Annotated in this window: 16 protein-coding genes, 4 tRNA genes and 1 pseudogene; 19 read left to right on the plus strand and 2 right to left on the minus strand. The window is 64.0% G+C overall.

The features are described from left to right. Positions 1–49: 49 nt before the first annotated feature. The 9 genes from ACRQHG_RS00770 to ACRQHG_RS00810 all read left to right on the plus strand — a co-directional run bounded on the left by ACRQHG_RS00770 (position 50) and on the right by ACRQHG_RS00810 (position 7,417). On the plus strand, positions 50–1,027 hold the full coding sequence (locus ACRQHG_RS00770; protein WP_435719352.1) for a ComF family protein: 978 nt from the start codon (positions 50–52) through the stop codon (positions 1,025–1,027). Positions 1,028–1,214: 187 nt separating this feature from the next. Continuing rightward, positions 1,215–1,868, plus strand: coding sequence for a ribosome hibernation-promoting factor, HPF/YfiA family (hpf, locus tag ACRQHG_RS00775; protein ID WP_087070522.1), 654 nt, complete (start codon positions 1,215–1,217; stop codon positions 1,866–1,868). 848 nt (positions 1,869–2,716) lie between these two features. After that, positions 2,717–4,138: an FAD-dependent oxidoreductase gene (locus ACRQHG_RS00780; RefSeq protein ID WP_435719353.1), complete on the plus strand. Its 1,422-nt coding sequence runs from the start codon at positions 2,717–2,719 to the stop codon at positions 4,136–4,138. 63 nt (positions 4,139–4,201) lie between these two features. Beyond that, a complete protein-coding gene (gene lplB, locus ACRQHG_RS00785) occupies positions 4,202–5,251 on the plus strand; it encodes a lipoate-protein ligase small subunit (protein WP_435719354.1) in 1,050 nt (349 codons plus the stop codon). Positions 5,252–5,478: 227 nt separating this feature from the next. Continuing rightward, positions 5,479–5,560, plus strand: a tRNA-Tyr gene (locus tag ACRQHG_RS00790). A 98-nt stretch (positions 5,561–5,658) separates the two neighbouring features. Further along, a tRNA-Thr gene (locus ACRQHG_RS00795) sits at positions 5,659–5,731 on the plus strand. Positions 5,732–5,758: 27 nt separating this feature from the next. Beyond that, positions 5,759–5,832 (plus strand) — tRNA-Met (locus ACRQHG_RS00800). A 39-nt stretch (positions 5,833–5,871) separates the two neighbouring features. After that, entirely contained in the window at positions 5,872–6,042 is a 171-nt protein-coding gene (rpmG, locus tag ACRQHG_RS00805) for a 50S ribosomal protein L33 (RefSeq protein ID WP_435719355.1), read from the plus strand. 208 nt (positions 6,043–6,250) lie between these two features. Beyond that, complete coding sequence (locus tag ACRQHG_RS00810; RefSeq protein WP_435719356.1) at positions 6,251–7,417, plus strand: UDP-N-acetylmuramate dehydrogenase; 1,167 nt, start codon at positions 6,251–6,253, stop codon at positions 7,415–7,417. Between the two features lie 16 nt (positions 7,418–7,433). Here the strand turns inward: ACRQHG_RS00810 and ACRQHG_RS00815 are convergent, their stop codons facing one another. After that, complete coding sequence (locus tag ACRQHG_RS00815; RefSeq protein WP_435713514.1) at positions 7,434–8,459, minus strand: adenosine deaminase; 1,026 nt, start codon at positions 8,457–8,459, stop codon at positions 7,434–7,436. 174 nt (positions 8,460–8,633) lie between these two features. Here ACRQHG_RS00815 and ACRQHG_RS00820 point away from each other — a divergent pair, with 174 nt between their 5' ends. From ACRQHG_RS00820 to ACRQHG_RS00835, 4 genes and pseudogenes are all read left to right on the plus strand, one after another. After that, positions 8,634–9,593 (plus strand): phosphotransferase, encoded by a 960-nt coding sequence (locus ACRQHG_RS00820; protein WP_435719357.1) that lies wholly within the window; start codon positions 8,634–8,636, stop codon positions 9,591–9,593. A gap of 77 nt (positions 9,594–9,670) precedes the next feature. Next, a pseudogene (locus ACRQHG_RS00825) lies at positions 9,671–10,075 on the plus strand (hypothetical protein); the annotation flags it as partial. Positions 10,076–10,271: 196 nt separating this feature from the next. Beyond that, entirely contained in the window at positions 10,272–12,758 is a 2,487-nt protein-coding gene (locus tag ACRQHG_RS00830) for an alkaline phosphatase (protein WP_435719358.1), read from the plus strand. Next, positions 12,755–14,095, plus strand: a complete 1,341-nt coding sequence (locus ACRQHG_RS00835; RefSeq protein WP_435719359.1) for an alkaline phosphatase — start codon at positions 12,755–12,757, stop codon at positions 14,093–14,095. Before ACRQHG_RS00830 ends, ACRQHG_RS00835 begins: the two co-directional genes overlap by 4 nt. A gap of 77 nt (positions 14,096–14,172) precedes the next feature. Here the strand turns inward: ACRQHG_RS00835 and ACRQHG_RS00840 are convergent, their stop codons facing one another. Next, complete coding sequence (locus ACRQHG_RS00840; protein ID WP_435713639.1) at positions 14,173–15,390, minus strand: pyridoxal phosphate-dependent aminotransferase; 1,218 nt, start codon at positions 15,388–15,390, stop codon at positions 14,173–14,175. A 195-nt stretch (positions 15,391–15,585) separates the two neighbouring features. Between ACRQHG_RS00840 and ACRQHG_RS00845 the strand changes: the two genes are divergently transcribed. From ACRQHG_RS00845 to ACRQHG_RS00870, 6 genes are all read left to right on the plus strand, one after another. Beyond that, positions 15,586–15,658, plus strand: a tRNA-Trp gene (locus ACRQHG_RS00845). Between the two features lie 55 nt (positions 15,659–15,713). Beyond that, complete coding sequence (secE, locus tag ACRQHG_RS00850; RefSeq protein ID WP_016443121.1) at positions 15,714–15,953, plus strand: preprotein translocase subunit SecE; 240 nt, start codon at positions 15,714–15,716, stop codon at positions 15,951–15,953. Between the two features lie 42 nt (positions 15,954–15,995). Beyond that, the gene (gene nusG, locus ACRQHG_RS00855; RefSeq protein ID WP_435713638.1) at positions 15,996–16,892 is read left to right on the plus strand and encodes a transcription termination/antitermination protein NusG; all 897 of its coding nucleotides are present in this window, start codon (positions 15,996–15,998) and stop codon (positions 16,890–16,892) included. Between the two features lie 237 nt (positions 16,893–17,129). Beyond that, positions 17,130–17,564: a 50S ribosomal protein L11 gene (gene rplK, locus ACRQHG_RS00860; protein WP_016443119.1), complete on the plus strand. Its 435-nt coding sequence runs from the start codon at positions 17,130–17,132 to the stop codon at positions 17,562–17,564. Between the two features lie 176 nt (positions 17,565–17,740). Next, positions 17,741–18,442 (plus strand): 50S ribosomal protein L1, encoded by a 702-nt coding sequence (gene rplA / locus ACRQHG_RS00865; RefSeq protein WP_087070531.1) that lies wholly within the window; start codon positions 17,741–17,743, stop codon positions 18,440–18,442. A 108-nt stretch (positions 18,443–18,550) separates the two neighbouring features. Continuing rightward, positions 18,551–19,882, plus strand: a complete 1,332-nt coding sequence (locus tag ACRQHG_RS00870; protein WP_435713637.1) for a glycosyltransferase family protein — start codon at positions 18,551–18,553, stop codon at positions 19,880–19,882. Positions 19,883–20,049 lie beyond the last annotated feature (167 nt).

The following is a 20,049-nucleotide window of genomic DNA, read 5'->3' on the forward strand; positions in this document are numbered from 1 at the left end:
CCGCGCGGGGGTGGCTGCGTTTTCGGTGCACGTGCGGCACGCTGGGCTCATGTTTATTGGTACGACGCCGCCCCCGCCGCCCCGCGCCCCATTAGCACGTAACGGTGGCGCTGGTTCGCGCGCTCATCGCGGTGGCGCTACCGGGGCGCTGCGCTCCTGGGCCGGCGCCCTGGGCGACCTCATCTTCCCGCGCTGGTGCGCCGGATGCGGGGCCTGGGATGCCACCCTGTGCCCGGCCTGCACCCGCGCGGTAGCCGGCAGCTGGCGCGGCGGGGAAGGCCGCGCCCCGGCCCTTATGCAGATCCTCCCGAGCGGCGACGAAGAAGCGCTCTTCCCGGTTTTCGCCCTGGGGGAATACGTCGGGGTACGCCGGCAAGCACTCCTCACCTGGAAACACGGGAACGACGCCGCACTCACCGCCCGCTTCGCCACTCTTTTTGCGCAGCGCTGCCGGCAGCTCGCCCCGCTCTGGGAAGGCACGGCGCTCAGCGTTATTCCCGCGCCCTCGGGCGCGGCCCGCCACCGGGCCGGGCGTTTCATAGCCGGCCACCTGGCGCAGGCCGCGGCCAGGGGGCTGGTTGCCGGGGGAGTCGATGCGCGGGCCGTACCGGTGCTCATCAGCGGTGAAGGTGCCGGTAGTGGGCTGCTCGGCGGCATCCTGCGCGGTGAGAGAGCTGGCGGCGGGGCACTCGGCGCGCTGCCCTCTCAGCTCCTGGCCCGCGCAAAACACGCGGCGGAAGAAAAGCGGGCCCGGGCCGGGCAGCGCCACCTTGCCGGTCAGCGGGAGCGGGCCGCAAAAGGCCGCGGGATTCGGCTGAGTCCGGGCATCACCATTCCCGGGCGGGTCATTCTTATTGACGATGTTCTCACCACCGGATCTACCCTGGCCGGGTGTGCCCGAGCCATCGCGCAGGCGGGTGGGCAGGTGGTTGCGGCATTGGTCCTAGCCCTCGCTCCGGATCCGCGTCCAGCGAACTCGCGCACAGCATTATCGCTGTTCCAGCCCTTTCAGAATGTTGTGAACTGAACTACACTTAATGCCAAGAAATAACGGTGCCGGCCGCGCGAGCGGGTGAAACGAGCAATGGTGAACGTTGAGCCGCATGCGTGCCGGGTGACCCAGGATAGGGGGTGGTGCCTCTCTTATCCGCGTGAGAAGCGGGCATTTTTTTCAGCGGGCCGCGCGCCCGCCACTACATCCCAAGGAGGACACCGTGGAGATTATCGTCAAGGGTAGGAACACTGAAGTTTCGGACCGTTTCCGCAATCACATCGAAGAAAAAATCGCGAAGGTGGAACAGTTCGCTCCGCGCGCTCAGCGCGTTGAGGTAGAGGTGTCGAAGGAAAAGAACCCCGCCCAAGCGGATAACTCGAAAGTTATCGAAATCACGGTTATTGATAAGGGCCCGGTTATCCGGGCTGAGGCCTCAGCTGCTGATCAGTACAGCGCCCTCGATCTAGCATCCGGAAAGCTTTTTGAGCGGCTGCGTCGCTCGCGTGATCGCCGTAAGTCCCATCGGCGTGTGGTTGAGAAGGTGGGCGAACCGCTCACGCTCACCGCGGAGGAACTCGCGGCAGAAGCCCAGGTGGAGCCCGCGCCCGAAGCCGAGGTGGAAGCAACGCATCCCACCCGCCCCGAAACTACCGGGGAAGCGGTAGAAACCCAGCTGGGGGATTCCCCGGTTGTGGTGCGCGATAAGCTCTACGAAGCCAATCCCATGTCCGTGGACCAGGCTCTCTACGAAATGGAAATGGTGGGCCACCCCTTCTACCTCTTCATCGACGAAGAAACGAAGCAACCGTGCGCGGTCTACCTGCGCCACGGCTGGACCTACGGGATTATTCGTCTCGACACCACGGTGCACTAAAGACTGCACCCCGGTGTGGCCCGTGCCGCGCCTCTCGCACTGAGTAGCGGGATAGCAGCGGACCATCAAACGGGCCGAAGCTACGAATACACACCAAGGCGAGGGACCGAGCATTATGCCCGGTCCCTCGCCCTATGTTCGGTTCCTTGCCCTATGCTCGGCCCCTCGCCCTATTTCCCGGATCGTAACTGGCCATGCGCAGCCGCTTCCGGAAAACAAAACCTGCCCCGCGCCGGCGGGAGGTCGGTCTGCGGAATGCGGGGGTATTGGCTCGAGCTGATACCCACCCGGCGGGAGGCGGGGTGTTTTTTCGAGGTGTACTTCGCATGTACGACATCTGCACTACAGCTCGGAAAACATATACCGCCCCGGCGGGGACGCGTGTGACTATTGGGGTTTGTGAAGCCGCTGATATTCTCGCGGAGCGGTTGCCGCGACTGCCGGAAATCAAAGTGCAACCGCAACTACGTTAAGAAATTGTTTTGATGTCGTCAGGTTGCATCCTGTGGCGCTCGCTGTCGTCAGGTTGCATCCTGTGGGGCTCGCTGTCGTCAGGGTGCATCCTGTGGGGCTCGCTGTCGTCAGGTTGCATCCTGTGGCGCCCACTGTCGTCAGGTTGCATGCTGAGAGCCGCGATATCGAGGGGTTGCTTTTTGGGGAGCCCCTCGGCAGAACTGACCGCCTATTCATCAGGCCGGATAACAAAGTGGTACTGGAGCTACAGCCAATCCCCGATTTTCTGTCGTGCAGTACCACCCTGTGTGGCTCGATGTTCCCCAGTACCACTCTGCCCGCCGTGCGCGCGGCTCGCTAAGATAGGGGAGGTGAACGCAGAAGGAGAGTTAGCCGTGACACATGCATCCCCCGCCCCCGAGCAAACCACCCCGGAACGCCCCTATCGGGTAGCGGTTATCGGCGCGGGACCGGCCGGGATTTACGCCTCGGATATCCTCAGCAAATCCGATATCCCGGTCAGCATTGACCTTTTCGATAAGCTGCCCACCCCCTACGGCCTGGTCCGTTACGGGGTCGCGCCTGACCACCCGCGCATCGGCTCGATTATCAAAGCCCTCCACGCCATCCTCAAACGCGGCGATATTCGCTTCCTCGGGAATGTGAAAATCGGGGAAGACGTCCACATGTCCGAGATTCACGAGTTTTACGATGCCGTCGTCGTCGCCACCGGCGCCGATCAATCCGTACCCCTCACCATCCCAGGCGCCGATCTTCCGGAAGTCTACGGGGCCGCGGATTTCGTTTCCTGGTACGACGGCCACCCGGATGTGCCGCGCACCTGGCCCCTGAATGCCCGCAACGTCGCGGTTATCGGGGTGGGGAATGTGGCCCTCGATATTTCCCGCATCCTCGTGCGTTCCGCGGACGACCTGCGCGCCCACACCGATATTCCGGAGAATGTGGAGCGCGGGCTGCGTGCCAACCCCGTCGAACACGTGCATATTTTCGGGCGGCGCGGCCCGGCCCAGGTGAAGTTCACCCCGCTTGAGCTGCGCGAATTGAGCGAAGTGGCCGGGGTGGATATCCAGGTCTACCCCGAAGATTTCCAATATGATGCCGGCTCTCAGGAAGCCCTGGATTCCTCGAAGATGACCCGTCAGGTGGTGGATCTCCTCACGGATTGGGTTTTCAACGATCCGGAAGAAATGACCGCCCCGCGCCGGATTCATATCCACCTCATGCAGGCGCCGGTGGAAATCCTCGGCACGGATCACGTGACTGGAATCCGTATGGAACGCACCCAGCTCCAGGGGGATGGCACCGTTGCCGGCACCGGCGAAACCGTGGATTACCCGGTGGAAGCCGTATATAGCGCCATCGGCTACGCCTCCGAACCGCTGGATGGGCTGCCCTGGGATCCCATCCACCGGGTCATCCCGAACGAGGAAGGGCGCATCGTCACCGATACCGGGGAGACCATCCCCGGCTACTACGTGACCGGGTGGATCAAACGCGGCCCCGTGGGCCTCATTGGTTCCACGAAATCCGATGCACGCCAAACCATCCGCCACCTTGTTGCCGACGCCCAAGCCGGCATCGCGCGCGCCACCGGGGACGGCTCGGGTGGGCGCGGGCTCCTCGATCTCCTTACCGAGCGCGGCGTGAAATGGACCACGTGGGAAGGCTGGGAACTCCTGGAAGCTTTCGAGGAAAACCTCGGCGCCCAGCAGGGCCGCGCCCGCGTCAAGGTGGTCAATCGTGACACGATGACCGCGATTTCCCGCGGGGAGTCGCACGACGGCGCACTTCTCTAGCCCTCCGCTCATCCGTCACCCTCCGCTCACCCCTCACCTTCCGCGACAGAAAGAAGGACGCTTATGCACGGCGAATACAAGGAACTCGGCCAGAAAATGGCGATTGTTGACCTGGACGTGGTCGATAACAAACTCGCCAATATTCGCCTCTCCGGCGATTTCTTCATCGAACCGGATAGCGCGCTGTGGCGCATCACCGATGCCATCGAGGGGCTGAGCGCGGATGCTTCCGCGGAAGATATTGCTCAGGCGGTGGAGGCGGCGGTGCTCCCCACCGATAACCTCTTCGGGCTGAGCCCGCGCGGGGTTGCCGTGGCGGTGCGCCGCGCCGTCGGCCACGCCCTGGCCTGGGAAGATATCGATTTCGAGGTCCTTCACACCCCGGTCATCCACCCGGTTCTCAATATGACCATGGATGAAACCCTCCCCGAAGCGGTGGCCCGCGGGGAACACAAGCCCTTCTTGCGTATCTGGGAATGGGACCGCCCGCTCGTGGTCATGGGCTCGTACCAGTCCTATTCCAATGAGATCAACCAGGACGGGGTGGACCGCCACGGGATCACCGTGGGCCGGCGCATTACCGGCGGGGGCACCATGTTCATGGAGCCGGGCAATTGCATCACGTATTCGCTGGTGGTGCCCACCGCGCTCGTGGACGGGATGTCTTTCCTGGAGTCCTATCCCTTCCTGGATGCCTGGGTGATCGAAGCCCTCGCGCGGGTGGGAGTGAAAGCCCACTACGTCCCCCTCAATGACATCGCCTCCGACCGCGGCAAAATCGGTGGCGCGGCCCAGAAGCATTTCGCGACCGGTTATATGGTTCATCACGTCACTCTCGCCTATGACATTGACGCGGACAAAATGATGGACGTGCTCAATATGGGCAGCGCGGGCAAGAAGAACCGCGGGCACCGCTCCGCGAACAAGCGCGTGGATCCCATGAAGAGCCAGACCGGGATGGAACGCGACGCCATTATCGCGGTATTCAAGGATGTATTCACCCAGAAATACGGCGCGAGCCAGGGGGAGATCACCGCGGAGGACCTGCGCGTGGCCCAGGAACGTTACGAGGCGAAATTCTCCACACCCGAGTGGATTCACCGCCTGCCCTAAGTTCGGTTGCGGCACGTGGATCCGCACCATTGCACGCGTAGGTACGACGGCGCAGCTAGCGGTCGGCGCGCCCGCCGGGCAACCAGGGGAGTGGTGGTGGCCACGTTCCCGCCTCAAAAGTTGACAGTAACTTTCCTCCCTGGGTAATCTCATCTGGTGCCTTACGGAAGGGCGGCCACGAAGCCTTTCTTCCACGGGGTGAAAAACACTTCTTCGGAAGTTATATTGGCGGGTTTCCCGAGCGGCCAAAGGGACCTGACTGTAAATCAGATGCGTTACGCTTCGTAGGTTCGAATCCTACACCCGCCACGAAATGTCGAAATAGATTGTTCTGTTTCACATTTCTCGCACTGTTGGTTTTTCAGCGTGAATCGAGTAAGCTTGGTACTCGTTGCGAAATCGGCATCGCCCCGATAGCTCAGTCGGCAGAGCGTCTCCATGGTAAGGAGAAGGTCAAGAGTTCGATTCTCTTTCGGGGCTCCGTTGCCGCCTCATGCGGTGACATGAGGCGGGGTAGCTCAGATGGTCAGAGCGCACGACTCATAATCGTGAGGTCGCGGGTTCAATCCCCGCCCCCGCTACTGACTACCAGTAGGGCACAACCTTGAGGAGAAAAAGGAATGGCTAGCAAGTCTGCTGACGTGCGTCCCAAGATCACCCTCGCCTGCGAGGTGTGCAAGGAACGTAATTACATCACGAAGAAGAACCGCAGCAACGATCCGGATCGTCTGCAGCTGAAAAAGTACTGCTCGCGGTGCAATGCCTCCACGAACCATCGCGAAACCCGCTAATAGCGCGGTAGCGTGACGGTATCCCACCCGGGGCGAGCCCCGGCCGGGATGCACAGCTTGAGGGAAGCCTGAACGGGCTTCCCTTTTTGCGTATCTGGTGGCCCCGGCTGCGCCGTCGTTCTACTAACGCGCGGGCTGGAGCTGCGCCGTCGTACCAATCGCGCGCGCAGCGCATGCGCCGTCGCCGCGAAAGCCGTAGGCTAGAACAATGAGCTGTACTCTTCCCGAACCACCCGAACCGCATCACGTCAGCGCGCCGGTGCTCTCCACCCGGGCCCGCAGCGGAGCTACTACCCTCGCCGAGCTCACCACCATCGGCGTGGGCGGAACCTTCACTGAACTCGTGGAAGCCACCACCGAAACCGACGTGGTGGATACCGTGCGCCGGGCGGACGCGGCCGGCACCCCGCTCCTCGTGATTGGGGGCGGCTCGAATATCCTCCCCGCGGATAGCCATTTTGACGGGATTGTGCTGCGCGATATGCGCTCCGGGATCGTGCTGGATTCGCTGGGCAGCTGCGAAGGCGCGAATTTTTCCGCGCTGCCGGGAACCCCGTGGGATGACCTCGTGGTTCACGCGATTTCCCAGGACTGGGGCGGTTTTGAAGCGCTCTCCGGGATTCCCGGAACCGTTGGCGCGGCCCCGGTGCAAAATATCGGGGCCTACGGGCAGGAAGTCGCCGCGACCCTCGCGCGTCTCAAGGTCTATGACCGGCGCGAAGAACGCATCCGCACGCTGTTCCTCGCGGATATGCGCCTGGGGTACCGCACCTCAATCCTCAAGGAAACCATTGGGGAATACGGGCCGAGCCCGCGGTATATCGTCCTTGAGGTGACCTTCCAAACGAAGCTCTCCAATGTGTCCGATCCCATCGGCTACGCGCAGCTGGCTCGCCACCTCGGGGTGGAGCTCGGGGCGCGGGTGCCTTCAGAAACCGTGCGGGAGGCGGTGCTGGAGCTGCGCGCCGGTAAAGGCATGGTCCTCAATAATGCCGACCGCGATACGTATTCGTGCGGTTCTTTCTTCACCAACCCGGTGCTCACCACCGCGCAGGCGCAGCGGCTCCCAGAAGGAGCCCCGCGTTACGAGGTGCACGACGCCGCGCACGCAACTCTGAGCGGCGGTGTTCCCGTAGTCGACGGGCTGGTCAAGACCTCAGCCGCGTGGTTGATTGAGCATGCCGGGTTCACCCGGGGCTACGGGCACGGGCCGGCGCGGCTCTCCTCCAAGCACACCCTGGCGCTCACCAATGCCGGGGGAGCCACCGGGGCGCAGCTGCGTGCCCTGGCCCGGGAAATCCAGGCGGGTGTGAAAGATGCCTTCGGGGTGGTGCTCCATCCCGAGCCGGTGGTGCTCGGCGGTTTAGGAGCGTAGCGGGCGGCCTGGAAGCCTAGTCTTCTTCCTCTTCCTCCAGCCACGCATCAACCTCCGCGAGCCAGGCCCGCTTCGAGGAAGCGGAGGCGAAGGACGCGCGGATGGAACGGCGGGCCAATTCGGCCAGCTCCGCATCGGAGAAACCCTGCCGGCGTGCGATCTCATACTGGGCATTGAGGCGGGCCAGGAAGAGCAGCGGGTCATCGGCACCCAGCGCGATGATTGCTCCGGCGTCGAACAGGGTACGCAGGGGAACATCGTCATTTTCGCGGAATACCCCGAGCGACACATTCGAGGCGGGGCACACTTCCAGCGCGATTCCGCGCTCCACAATCTCGCCGATGAGAGCGCGATCCTCGGCGGCCCGCACCCCGTGGCCGAGCCGATCCGGATTGAGGTGCGTGATGACCTCGCGCAAATGCTCGGGGCCGAGCAGCTCCCCGCCGTGGGGAACCGAACGCAGACCGGCCCGCTTGGCGATGCGGAAAGCCGCCTCGAATTCCGTGGTGCGCCCGCGCCGCTCATCATTGGAGAGTCCGAAACCCACCACCTCACCGGGAGTATCCCCGGCGTAGCGGGCGGCCAGGCGAGCCAGGGTGCGTGCATCAAGCGGGTGGCGGGTGCGCGAGGCCGCCACAATAACACCCACCTCCACTCCGGTATCCCGGGTGGCCGCTTTCGCCTCGTCGAGAACAATCTCGAGGGCCGGGGTGATACCGCCAACGTAAGGTGCGTAGGAGGTCGGGTCGATTTGAATTTCCAGGCGCCGCGATCCTTCCGCACGGTCGGCCCGCGCCGCTTCGCGTACGATTCGCCGCATCGCTTCTTCAGATCGAACGACGGCGCGCGCGGCATCGTAGGCACGTTGGAATCTAAACCAGCCGCGCTGGTCCGCGGGCACCTGCATCGCCACGTTATCGGTGAGGTTCTCAGGCAGGCGCACCCCGGCACTGCGGGCCATATCCACGAGGCTGGGCACGCTCAGCGAACCGGTGAAGTGCAGATGCACATGGGCTTTGGGGAGGGCAGCAAGGTCACGCACCCCTCCATCTTCCCACGCCGGCGGCGAGCGTGGCGCGCGGGCCACCCGCACGTGTGCCGCGCGCAGGTCGTGCCCGGTGGAGCCCGGTGCCGCCGGGCGGTGCTGGATGGGGCGCGCGTCGGCGGGCCGCGCGCCCGCATTGTGCCACCGGGGTGGATGCGGCACTATTGTTCTATGGCTGCATCTTCGGAAAGCGCTGATTTAGCGCTGCTGACCGGCCCGGACGCCGGGTCGATGCTCGCCATCGCCCTTCCCGCTTGGCAGCTCATCTCCTGGGCGGTCCACCGCGTCAATCACCGCCCCGGGGCCGGCGTGACCGTGAGCTACACCGTGACGGTGCGCGCCCGCGGAGAAGGCGGGCGCCCCACCGGCCAAGCGCGCGAAAAATACGTGTGCGCATCCACCGCGCAGCTCTCCCACACTTTTACTCCCACCCTCGTGCGCCTCACCCACCGGGATACCGCCGTGTGGGTCTGGGAATACCCCCATGACCCCGAGCTTCCCGCGCTCCCGCTGGCTGTTACCCCGAGTCGAATGTCGGCATTCCTGGGAGAAAAAGTCGCGGTGGAGCTCAAAAGCTACCGGCCCACCAGGCGCGCCGTCGTCAAAGTCACCACCGCGGGCGGCGGGAGTGCCTTCGCGAAGGTGCTGCGCCCACCGGCCGCGCAGTCCCTGGCCAAACGCCATCGCATGCTCGGCCAGGCCGGGGTGCTCGCCCCGCGGGTGGTGCGTGAAGACCCGAGCGGCCTCGTTCTTATTTCCACCCTCCCGGGTGAGCCGCTGGCCAATTGGCTGGCTCGCGGGCTGGGGGAGGAGAGCGTCGCGCTTTTCGATACCCTGTGGAACCTGCAAGAAAGCCTGCCGGCCGCGGCCATCCACCTCACTCACCGGCCGGCCTGGGCGGATCGGGTGGGCCACTACGCGCACGCCGCAGCTGTGGCCCTCCCCGGAATCGCGGCTCGCGCCCACGCGGTGGCCAGCGGAGTCACGGAGATGATGGCCAGCCTTGATCCCGGGCCTATCGTGCCCGTGCACGGCGATTTTTACGAGGCCAATATTTTCGTGCAGCGCGGGCCCGCGACGGTGCAGCGCGGGCCGCGGCAGGCGGGCCCGCGCCAATGGGGACTGCGGTAGGCGCGCCCGCGCCAATGGGGACTGCGGTAGGCGCGCCCGCGCCAATGGGGACTGCGGTAGGCGCGCCCGCGCCAATGGGGGCTGCGGTAGGCGCGCCCGCGCCAACGGGGCCCGCGCCCAGCCCCACCGGCTGGAGTGCCGGCGTTATTGACGTGGATTCCCTCGGCCCGGGCTACCGCGCCGACGACTGGGCCTGCCTGCTCGGGCATATGAGCGTGCTGCCCCACCTGGCCCCGGCCGCCTACCCGCACCTGCGTTCCATCCTGGGGCAGTGGTGTGCATTACTGGAACAGCGTTTACCTGCCGCACCCGTCTATGCGCGGGCAGCCGGGGTCACGCTCTCCCTCGTTGCCGGGGCCGCCCGCACCGACGGCACCCGCTGGGAACACGATGCCCTCGGTCGGCTGCGCGAAGCCGAATACTGGCTCTCCCGGGCTCGCTACCTGGCCGGATACGGAGGAAATGCCTACCCGCGGGGCTAGATGCGCGCCCGATACGCCCGCTGCCCGGCGGGCGGCGTCGTCGTTAAAACCCTGGAATTTTCGTAACCTGACGGTGCCGCACCCACCACGCACAAACAATACTGTTCACCCGTTCGTTACATTGTGCTTGCTTTCCGGTAAATGAGTTAAGTGAACCTTAGAGGGCCCACGTTCTGTTAGAAGGGATAAAAGGACAATGGGATCCTCACATTTCACTGCCCGGCGCGCGGTGGCAGCAGCAGCTGTGGCCGCCGTCGGCTTCTCGGCGCTCGCGGGAGGTGCCGCTTCGGCGGAAAATACCACCTACCGCACCGCAAACGGGCCGGAAAACTGCGTTATTTTTGATTCGCAAGGAAACGTTATTCCGCCCAAACCCGGCGATTGCGCGCAATTCGGCAAGGCGGGCCAGGGGCGTTCCAACGCCAAGGCCCGTAACGTCATCCTCATTATTGGTGACGGCATGGGCCAGTCGGAAATCACCGCGGCCCGCAACTACCTCAAGGGCGCCTCGGGGCGTTTCGAAGGTATTGACGAACTCACCTCCGAAGGTATGTACACGCACCATTCCCTCTACAAGGATGGTGCTTTCAATTACGTGACTGATTCGGCCGCCTCGGGAACCGCCTGGGCCACCGGTACGAAGACGTACAACGGAGCCATCGGCGTGGATCTGGCCGGCAAGCCGGTGCAGAACCTCATCGAGCAGGCCAAGAACGCAGGGATGCGTACCGGCAACGTGACCACCTCCGATATTCAGGACGCCACCCCGGCCGTCATGGGTGCGCATTCCACCAGCCGCAGCTACTACGCTCCCTCCGGTAACTCGAAGCCGGCCAAGGGCGCGGACCTGCGTGAAAACGGCGGGCTCGGCTCCATCTCGGAGCAGATTGTGGATACCCGCGCGGATGTGACCCTGGGCGGCGGCGCAAAGTACTTCGACGCCATGGTGACCACGGCCTCCGGGAATACCAACCCCTTCCTTGAAGGCGCGGCCAAGTACAACACCCAGTGGGAAGCCAATAAGTCGGTTGTGGACAACGCCCGCGCGAATGATTTCCAGGTGGTGACCACCGCCGACGAACTCGCGGGAATCACCAAGGCGAACCAGGATTCCCCGGTTCTCGGGCTCTTTGCACCCTCGAATATGACCACGGCCTACAAGTCCTCCCAGGCGAAGGTCGGCGGGGCGAAGGCCGATCCGCTCACCTGCGAAAAGCAGGATATTGGCACCGAGCCTGAGCTGGTGGATATGACCCGCAAGGCCATTGAACTCCTCGATGACCCGAGCGCGGAGAAGGGCTTCTTCCTCCAGGTCGAATCCGCCTCCATTGACAAGCGCGATCACGCCTCGGATGCCTGCGGGCAGATCGGGGAAACTGATCGCCTCGACCAGGCCACCAAGGTTGCCCTGGACTTCGCGAAGAAGGACGGGCAGACCCTCGTTATCGTGACCGCGGACCACTCGCATACCGCGCAGATTGTTTCCGACGGCGACGACCACGTGGGCCCCGTGACCCGCCTGACCACCGCCGATGGTTCGCCCATGTCCATCCTTTACGGCACCACGAAGGTCGCTGAGGATGGCACGAATGCCGGTTCCCAGCAGCACACCGGCGCGCAGCTGCGCGTGGCCGCCTACGGCCCCGGTGAAGAAAATGTGCTGGGCCAAACCGACCAGACCGATCTTTTCTACACCATCGGTAATGCACTCTCCCTCAACGCCGAAGCTTCCACCGCTGCCAGCGATGCCAATCTGGCCAAGCCGGTCGCCGGTGGGGCCAAGATGGCCATCGCCGTGGACGAAAACGGCAAGGTGACCGTGCCGGCCCCCGGTGATTTCGCTCAGTACGGCAAGGACGGCGAGCAGCGTTCGGACGCCAAGGCCAAGAATGTGGTGCTCTTCATCGGTGACGGCATGGGCGATTCGGAAATCACCTCCGCCCGCAACTACCTTTACGGGGCGAACGGGCGCCTGCCCGGTATCGATAACCTCGAGTACACCGGGTCCTACACCCACTTCTCCATTGATCGCGACGGCGCCATTAACTACGTGACCGATTCGGCCGCTTCGGGTACCGCCTGGGCCACCGGCACGAAGACCTACAACGGCGCTATCGGTGTGGACCTGGCCCAAAAGCCCCAGGAGAACCTCCTGGAGAAGGCGAAGCGGGCCGGGCTCAAGACCGGTAATATCACCACCTCGGAAGTGCAGGATGCCACCCCGGCGGTCATGGGTGCTCACGTGACCAGCCGCTCGCATTACGCGCCCTCCGGGAACGCGAAGCCGGCTAAGGGCTCCGATCTGCGTGAAAACGGCGGGATGGGTTCGATTTCCGAACAGCTCGTGGATACTCGCGCGGACGTGACGATGGGCGGCGGCGCGAAGTACTTCGACGCCGAAGTACAGGTGTCCGGTACCTGGGGTGAGACGACGCGGTGGACGGCCGGTAAGTCCGTGCTGGAAAACGCGCGCGATAATGACTTCCAGATTGTGACGACGGCGGAGCAGATGGCTGCCCTGACCGAAGCCAACCAGGATAAGCCGGTTCTCGGCCTCTTCACTCCGGGCAATATGCCGCGCATGTTCAACGAGTCGGTGCCCACCCGGGCAAGCCTACGACTTACGAGACCTGCACGATTAACGAAGCCCGGACCGCCGATGTTCCCACTCTGGCGGCCATGACCCAGAAGTCCATGGATCTGCTCAAGAACGACGCCGGATTCTTCCTCCAGGTGGAAGCTGCCTCGATTGATAAGGCTGATCACGGGGCGGATGCCTGCGGTCAGATTGGCGAACTGGACGATTTGGACCAGGCCGTTGCGGTGGCGCAGCGCTGGGCCAAGGAGAATGGCGAACCCACTCTTATCCTCGTGACCGCCGATCACGCTCACACCTCGCAGATCGTGAGTGCGGGAAGCACGACCTCGGGCGTGAACACCATCCTCAAGACGGTGGACGGCGACTACATGCAGATGTCCTATAACACCGCGGCTTCCAATGAGGTGGCGCGCGGCGGCCAGGGCCACACCGGTGCGCAGCTGCGTATCGCGGCCTCCGGCCCGGGTGCGGAAAACGTGATCGGGCGTACCGACCAGACCGACCTGCACTACACCGTGGCGAATGCGCTCGGCCTGGATAAGGAATCGCAGCCGGTTGTCAATCAGTTCGTCAAGGAAGGCGAGAAGCCGGAGCCGAAGCCGGAGCCCAGCGTTGATCCCAGCGCGGACCCGAGCGTGAATCCGACTCCGGAACCGGGTACGGACCCGAGCGTGAATCCGACTCCGGAACCGGGTACGGACCCGAGCGTGGATCCCAGCGTTCCGGCTGAGCCTTCCGATAACGGCAACACCTTCTACGTATCCAATAACTGGACCGCGACCGTGGCCCAGGCGGTCTTCAGCTTCGGGCGCGCCGGCGACGACGTGCTCGTGGGTGATTGGAACGGGGACGGCAAGGATAGCTTCGCGGTGCGCCGCGGGAACACCTTCTACGTCTCCGATACCCTCGAGGGTGGCAAGGCGCCCATCGAATTCTCCTACGGTAAGGCCGGTGATACCGTGCTCGTGGGCGATTGGGATGGCGATGGTAAGGACACCTTCGCGGTCCAGCGCGGCAACACCTTCTACGTGGTGAACTCCCTCAAGAGCGGAAACGCGGATGAGGTCATCAGCTACGGCCGCTACGGGGATACCCCGCTGGTCGGTGACTGGGACGGCGATGGCAAGGACACCTTCGCGGTGCGCCGCGGCAATATCATCTTCGCCAAGAACGCCATTGTCTCGGGTAACGCCGATACCCAGTTCTCCTACGGCAAGGCCGCGGATGAAGTCTTCACCGGAGATTTCGACGGTAACGGCACCGATACCTTCGCGGTACGCCGCGGCAACGCGCTGCTCGTGAAGAATTCCCTCAATGCCGGCCCGGCCGATCTCACGCTCCACTACGGGCGCGTGGCCGACGAGCTCTTCGTTGGTGACTGGGACGGTAACGGCACCGATACCCCGGCGGTGCGGCGCTAAACCACCCCGAGGGTAGGACACACCCACAATGGCGGGTTTTCGTGACATCGCGTCACGGAAACCCGCCATTGCTGTGCCTACATCGCGAAGTAATCGCGCAGCCGCGCCATGCCCTCGGCTAGCTCCGCATCGGAGAGCGCGTAGGAGAAACGCAGGAAGCCGCCCACCCCGAAGGCTTCCCCGGGCACCGCGGCAACATTAATATCGCTCAGGAGCTGATCGGCCAGCTCCAGGGAGCTCGTGGCGCGGCGGGGGCCCGTCCCGCCCAGCAGGCCTGCGACGTCGGCAAAAACATAGAAAGCGCCATCCGGGGGCGCAACCTCGACCCCGTCAATACTGGCCAGTTCGCTTACGATACGGCCGCGCCGCCGCGCGAAGCCCTCGCGCATCTCCTCGATGCGGTCGCGCGGGCCGGTGAGTGCAGCGATGGTGGCGCGCTGCGCCACGTTATTGACGTTCCCGGTCAGATGCGAATGCACCCGCTTGACCGCGGCCATCACATCCGCAGGTCCGTAGAGCCACCCAACCCGCCAGCCCGTCATCGCGAACGACTTCGAGACCCCGCCGATCACCAGGGTTTGCTGGGCCAGCTCGGGCACTTCGGCCAGCGGGTAGGCGGTGCGCACGCCGTCGTAGGTGAGGTGTTCGTAAATTTCATCGACCACCAGCCAGATCCCGTGCTCAAGGGCCCAAGCGCCAATAGCGCGCACTTCCGCGGCGCTGTAGACCGCGCCGGTCGGATTGGTAGGTGAGCACAGCAGCAGCGCCTTCGTTTTCTCGGTGCGGGCCGCTTCGAGCTGCTCCACGCTCACCTTGAAGCCCTGCTCCGGGGGTGCGTACACCTCGGTCACGGTACCGCCGAAGAGCTTAATAACTTCCGGGTAGGTTACCCAGTAGGGGGAGGGGAGGAGTACGTTATCGCCCGGGTCAATCAGCGCCGCCCACGCTTCGAAATTGGCCTGTTTCGCGCCATTAGTAACGACGACGCAGCTCGGGTCAATTCGCACCCCGGCATCGAAAGCGACTTTGGCGCAAATCGCCTCGCGCAGCTCCGGCAAGCCGTTGGGATCGGAGTATTTGTGATTGCGGATATCGCCGGTGGCGGCAGCCGCGGCGGCAACAATATGATCCGGGGTGGGGAAATCCGGCTCCCCGGCCCCGAAGGAAATAATGGGGCGGCCGGCGGCCCGCAGCTCACGCTGGCGGGCATCCACCGCGAGGGTGGCGGAGGGGGCAAGGGCTTCCAGGCGCGCGGAAACGCGGCGCGGGGTACGGGGGCTCGGTGTAATACTCACCCTCCCATTAAACACTGTCCTGGATGCGGCTGTGACCTTTCTCCAAGGGAAGTGCTGGAAGTGGACGGCCGGGGCGTTATCGACTATGCTATTCCGGGTATGACGGCCTCGCGGTCGTGATACTCCAACGTCCACCTGGCGGCCGGAGCTCGCGGAGCACCCCGGTTTCAGGCATAATGGTGGAGTTGCCAACCTAGGGTAGTGGCGCAATTGGTAGCGCATCGGTCTCCAAAACCGGCGGTTGGGGGTTCGAGTCCCTCCTACCCTGCTCCTGCCCCGCCAATACTGACGGGGCATTGTTACGACGAGGAAAAGGACGCACTGTGAAGGAAGTTGCAGCATCCAAGTCCTCCAAGGGCGCTGCGGAGAAGAAGGGCTTCTTTGCCCGGCTCGCGCAGTTCTTCCACGAAATCTTCGGTGAATTGAAGCGCGTCCAGCGCCCCTCCCGGGAGGAACTGGGGCAGCTGTTCACCACGGTGGTGCTCTTCATCCTCGCCGTGATGGTCTTTATCGGAATCTTCGATCTTATTTTCGGTCGCGCCACCGTCTGGATCTTCGGGTAGGTCCAGAACCAGGGCCGGCCCCAAGAACAGTGAGGGAACAGCGTGTCTGAGAACAATACCGCGCACGACGATCTTTTTATGGAACCGGGTGCAAGCGCGCCCGCTGAGGAGGCTGCTCCCAGCGCGGATTCCCTCACCGATACCACCACCCCGGAAAACGTAGCTGCGGAAGAAACCGCCGGCCTTGCTTCCGAAGAAGCGCCCGAAGCCGCTGCTGAAACCGGCGAGCTTGCCGAAGGTGACTCGCCCGAAAGCGAAGGCGAAGCCGCCGCGCCCGCTGAGGAAGCCGCTCCGGCGCCCTCCAAGAAGGGCAAGAAGAAGGACGGCATCGTCACCGAAGAAGAGGTGCGGGCCAAGCTCAAGGGCCTGGAAGGCCGCTGGTACGTTCTCCACACGTACTCCGGTTACGAAAAGCGCGTCAAGCAGGACTTGGAAGTCCGCCTCGTCTCCATGAATATGGAGGACTACATCTTCCAGATCGAAGTCCCCATGGAAGAAGTCTTCGAAGTGCGCCGCGGGCAGCGCAAGCTGGTATCGCGGGTGCGCATGCCCGGCTACGTGCTTATTCGCATGAACCTCACCGATGATTCCTGGCGCGTGGTGCAATCCACCAATGGCGTGACCGGATTCGTGGGCAATGGCCGTACCCCGGTGGCCCTCACCTTCGATGAGGTTGTCACTATGCTGACCCCGGTGGTGGAAGCCGCCGCGGCCGACGAAGCACGCGCCGCGGGCCTGCCCACCGGCGCCACGCCGGAAACTATCGCTCCCTTCGAAGTGGGCGACCCGGTTACCCTCACCGCCGAACCGTGGGCCGGAATGCCGGCCACCGTCTCGGAGATCGACGCGGAAAATCAGCGCCTCACCGTTATGATGACGCTCGTCGGTCAGGAAACTCCGGTGGAGCTCTCCTTCGCCCAGGTGCGCAAGGAAGACTAAGTTCCACGTGGACGCTGCGGCGTCGTCGTACTTCCGTAACCTGCGCACGCATAGACGTAAGGGCGTAGAAACGCGAGCACGGCGGCAACGCAGGCTCGTATCTCGCGCAATTTAACACAAGCTCCGCGGTGTGTCTCACACAGGCGGGGCTTTGTGCATCGCTCACTTTCCCGTAATATAGATAGGCGTGCCGTCGCTAGCCATTGCGACGGCTGTTCAATGAGAAAAGGACCAGATATGGCACCGAAGAAGAAGGTTGCAGGCTTCATTAAGCTACAGATTCCTGCCGGCCAGGCCACCCCGGCCCCGCCGGTTGGTCCGGCTCTCGGTCAGCACGGTGTGAACATTGTTGAGTTCACGAAGGCGTACAACGCCGCGACCGAATCCCAGCGCGGAAACATCGTCCCGGTGGAAATCACCGTCTACGAAGACCGCACATTTGATTTCGTTCTCAAGACCCCGCCGGCGGCGCAGCTCATCAAGAAGGCTGCCGGGGTGCAGAAGGGTTCGCCCACTCCGCACACCCAGAAGGTTGGGCACCTCACGGCCGATCAGCTTCGCGAAATCGCGAAGATCAAGGAGCCGGACCTCAATGCGAATGACATTGACAACGCCGCCCGCATTATCGCCGGCACCGCCCGCTCCATGGGCATCACCTCGGACGCTATCTAAATAGCGCGTGGCTGGAAGGCGGCTGCGCCGTCGTTCCACCGCAATCCGAGACCACAACGTAACCGGAGCTGAGAGCATCGAGCAACCGCGCTCTTAGACTCCGCAGGTTCCCGAGTGGAACCGTGGAAGGGCCACGCAGGCTCGTTGACCACACCTGCACTAAAGGAGAAGCAGAAATGGCAAAGCGCTCGAAGGCATACCGCGCCGCAGCAGAAAAGATTGCGCCCGGTGTGCTCTACACCCCCGTGGAGGCCATGCGCCTCGCGAAGGAAACGTCGGTGACGAAGTTTGACGCAACCGTGGAAGTTGTGTTCCGTCTCGGCGTGGATCCGCGTAAGGCGGATCAGATGGTTCGCGGTACCGTGAGCCTGCCCAATGGCACCGGCAAGACCGCCCGGGTGATCGTCTTCGCCCAGGGCGAGCGCGCCCAGCAGGCTATTGATGCCGGCGCGGACGAAGTTGGCAGCGACGAACTCATTGAACGCGTTGCCGGTGGCTGGACCGATTTCGATTCGGCGGTGGCCACCCCGGATATGATGGGCAAGGTCGGCCGCCTCGGCCGCGTGCTCGGCCCCCGCGGCCTCATGCCGAACCCCAAGACGGGCACCGTCACCATGGACGTGGCGAAGGCCGTCAGCGATATTAAGGGCGGACGTATCGAATTCCGCGTGGACAAGAACTCCAACCTGCCCTTCATTATCGGCAACACCTCCTTCACCGAGCAGCAGCTCCTGGAGAACTACGCCGCCGCCTACGAGGAGATCATGCGTCTCAAGCCTTCCTCCTCGAAGGGCCGCTATATTCTCAAGGCCACCGTGTCCACCACGATGGGCCCCGGCATCCCGATTGATGCCACCAAGACTCGCGCCGAAGCCTAAGAGCCGGTTGGCGATTAGGCGGTTATACGCGTAACGCGAAGGGCGGGGATCCTCACGGGTCTCCGCCCTTCGTTTTTTCTTGTCGTAACCGTGCTTTAGGCTAGAGCCGTGACTTTCCATCCGCGCGTACGTGACGCTGTGCTCGCCTGCCTCCTCATGCTGCTCTGCCTGGGGTGGGCGGCGTGGGCCTTTGCGCACAACCCGTCCATCAACCCGGTGGGGGAGTGGACCTACCTGGACTACTCCCTCAAGGCATCCAGCGGCACCATCCCCGCCCCCGGGGATGTCATGGCCCCGCAGGCCCGCCAGGCCTGGGCCTGCCATGCTCCGGCCGGCACCGCCATCACTCCACCACCCTGCGATGCCTGGGATCAGGTGGCCCCGGCGGATTGGCCCTATCGCGCGGAAAACTACAATGCTTTCCACCCGCCCCTGTATTTTTTGGTCGACGGCGCCATCGCGCGCCTGGCCGGCCTGGCAGGATTGAGCTTCCTCACGGGCGCGCGCCTGGGTTCGGCCGTGCTGGTAGCTGCCGGTGTGGGGCTTTTCTACGCCGCGCTACGCGCCTGGCGCTTGAGTCCGGCGGTGTCCTTCGCGGCGGCGCTGTTCTTCCTGGCGGTGCCCTCGGTGGCGGCCAGCGCCACCATGGTGCATAACGATGCCGTGGGCCCGCTGGCCGGCGCGGCCGCGGTATGGCTGAGTGCACGCATCGTGGTAGGCAAGAATACCGGCTGGGTGCTGCCCGCGCTGATAACCGCGGCTATCTGCCTCTCCCGGGTCATTTCCGTCACCGGAATTCTGGCAATTCTGGTGCCGGTCACCTTGGCGGTGTGCTGGCCGGTTCTGGTGGGCTTCGGGCGGGCGGAGCGGCGCCCCCTCGCGGTGCTGCTCGGTACTCAGGTACTCACGGTGGCCGCCTGCTACCTGGGCTGGGATGCTATCCAGGGCGCCCGTACCCCGGAAGGCTACGTGCCGGCCATCAACGCGATTTCCACTTCCCCGGTCAGCGAAGCCAGTACCGGGCGCCTCCTTCTCAGCCTCCTCAATCCGTATGGCCTGACTAATCCCGGGGCCAAGTACCACTTCTCCCCGGAGCTCATCTCCGCTCCCACCCAGATTTGGGGCACGGTGGCGTATGTTGTTCTTCTGGCCGGGCCGCTCCTCGCGCTGGTGGCGGGCCTGCGTTCGGTGCGCGGGCGGGTACTCGGTCTATCGGGCGCTACCGGGCCACTTATTGTGGGCGTGGTGGTCCAGGCGCGGGAAATTATCAACGGCGGCCTCTACTTCCGTTCCATTCCACGCCGCTACGGGATCGCCAATGTGGCCGGGGCGCTGGCCGCTATGGCCCACCTGGCAGACCGGCCCATCTGGCGCGGTGTGTTCATGGGGGCCGGGGCGCTGGGTTACCTGTGTTTGCTCGCCGGGCCGGTGTGGGCGTAGCTGCGCCGTCGTACCTATATGGACGGGGCCGGCGCACTTTTAAGCGCGGGGCCGGTGCTCGCTCAGGCATGTGTTGGCTAATCGCGCCCGTGAGGCAAGCCACGCGGATCGGCCTTGGCGTAGCCGCGTGAAAACGATAGACTAACCGATGCCAAAGACCGCAGGTT

This window comes from Actinotignum vesiculae, from assembly GCF_051267215.1.
Lineage (GTDB): Bacteria > Actinomycetota > Actinomycetes > Actinomycetales > Actinomycetaceae > Actinotignum > Actinotignum schaalii.

Bases quoted from the DNA above. Each gene is read 5' to 3' on its own strand.
- ACRQHG_RS00770 (WP_435719352.1), top strand. From the start codon at position 50: ATGTTTATTGGTACGACGCCGCCCCCGCCGCCCCGCGCCCCATTAGCA.
- lplB (WP_435719354.1), top strand. From the start codon at position 4,202: ATGCACGGCGAATACAAGGAACTCGGCCAGAAAATGGCGATTGTTGAC.
- rpmG (WP_435719355.1), top strand. From the start codon at position 5,872: ATGGCTAGCAAGTCTGCTGACGTGCGTCCCAAGATCACCCTCGCCTGC.
- ACRQHG_RS00810 (WP_435719356.1), top strand. From the start codon at position 6,251: ATGAGCTGTACTCTTCCCGAACCACCCGAACCGCATCACGTCAGCGCG.
- ACRQHG_RS00820 (WP_435719357.1), top strand. From the start codon at position 8,634: ATGGCTGCATCTTCGGAAAGCGCTGATTTAGCGCTGCTGACCGGCCCG.
- ACRQHG_RS00830 (WP_435719358.1), top strand. From the start codon at position 10,272: ATGGGATCCTCACATTTCACTGCCCGGCGCGCGGTGGCAGCAGCAGCT.
- ACRQHG_RS00835 (WP_435719359.1), top strand. From the start codon at position 12,755: ATGACCCAGAAGTCCATGGATCTGCTCAAGAACGACGCCGGATTCTTC.
- rplK (WP_016443119.1), top strand. From the start codon at position 17,130: ATGGCACCGAAGAAGAAGGTTGCAGGCTTCATTAAGCTACAGATTCCT.
- rplA (WP_087070531.1), top strand. From the start codon at position 17,741: ATGGCAAAGCGCTCGAAGGCATACCGCGCCGCAGCAGAAAAGATTGCG.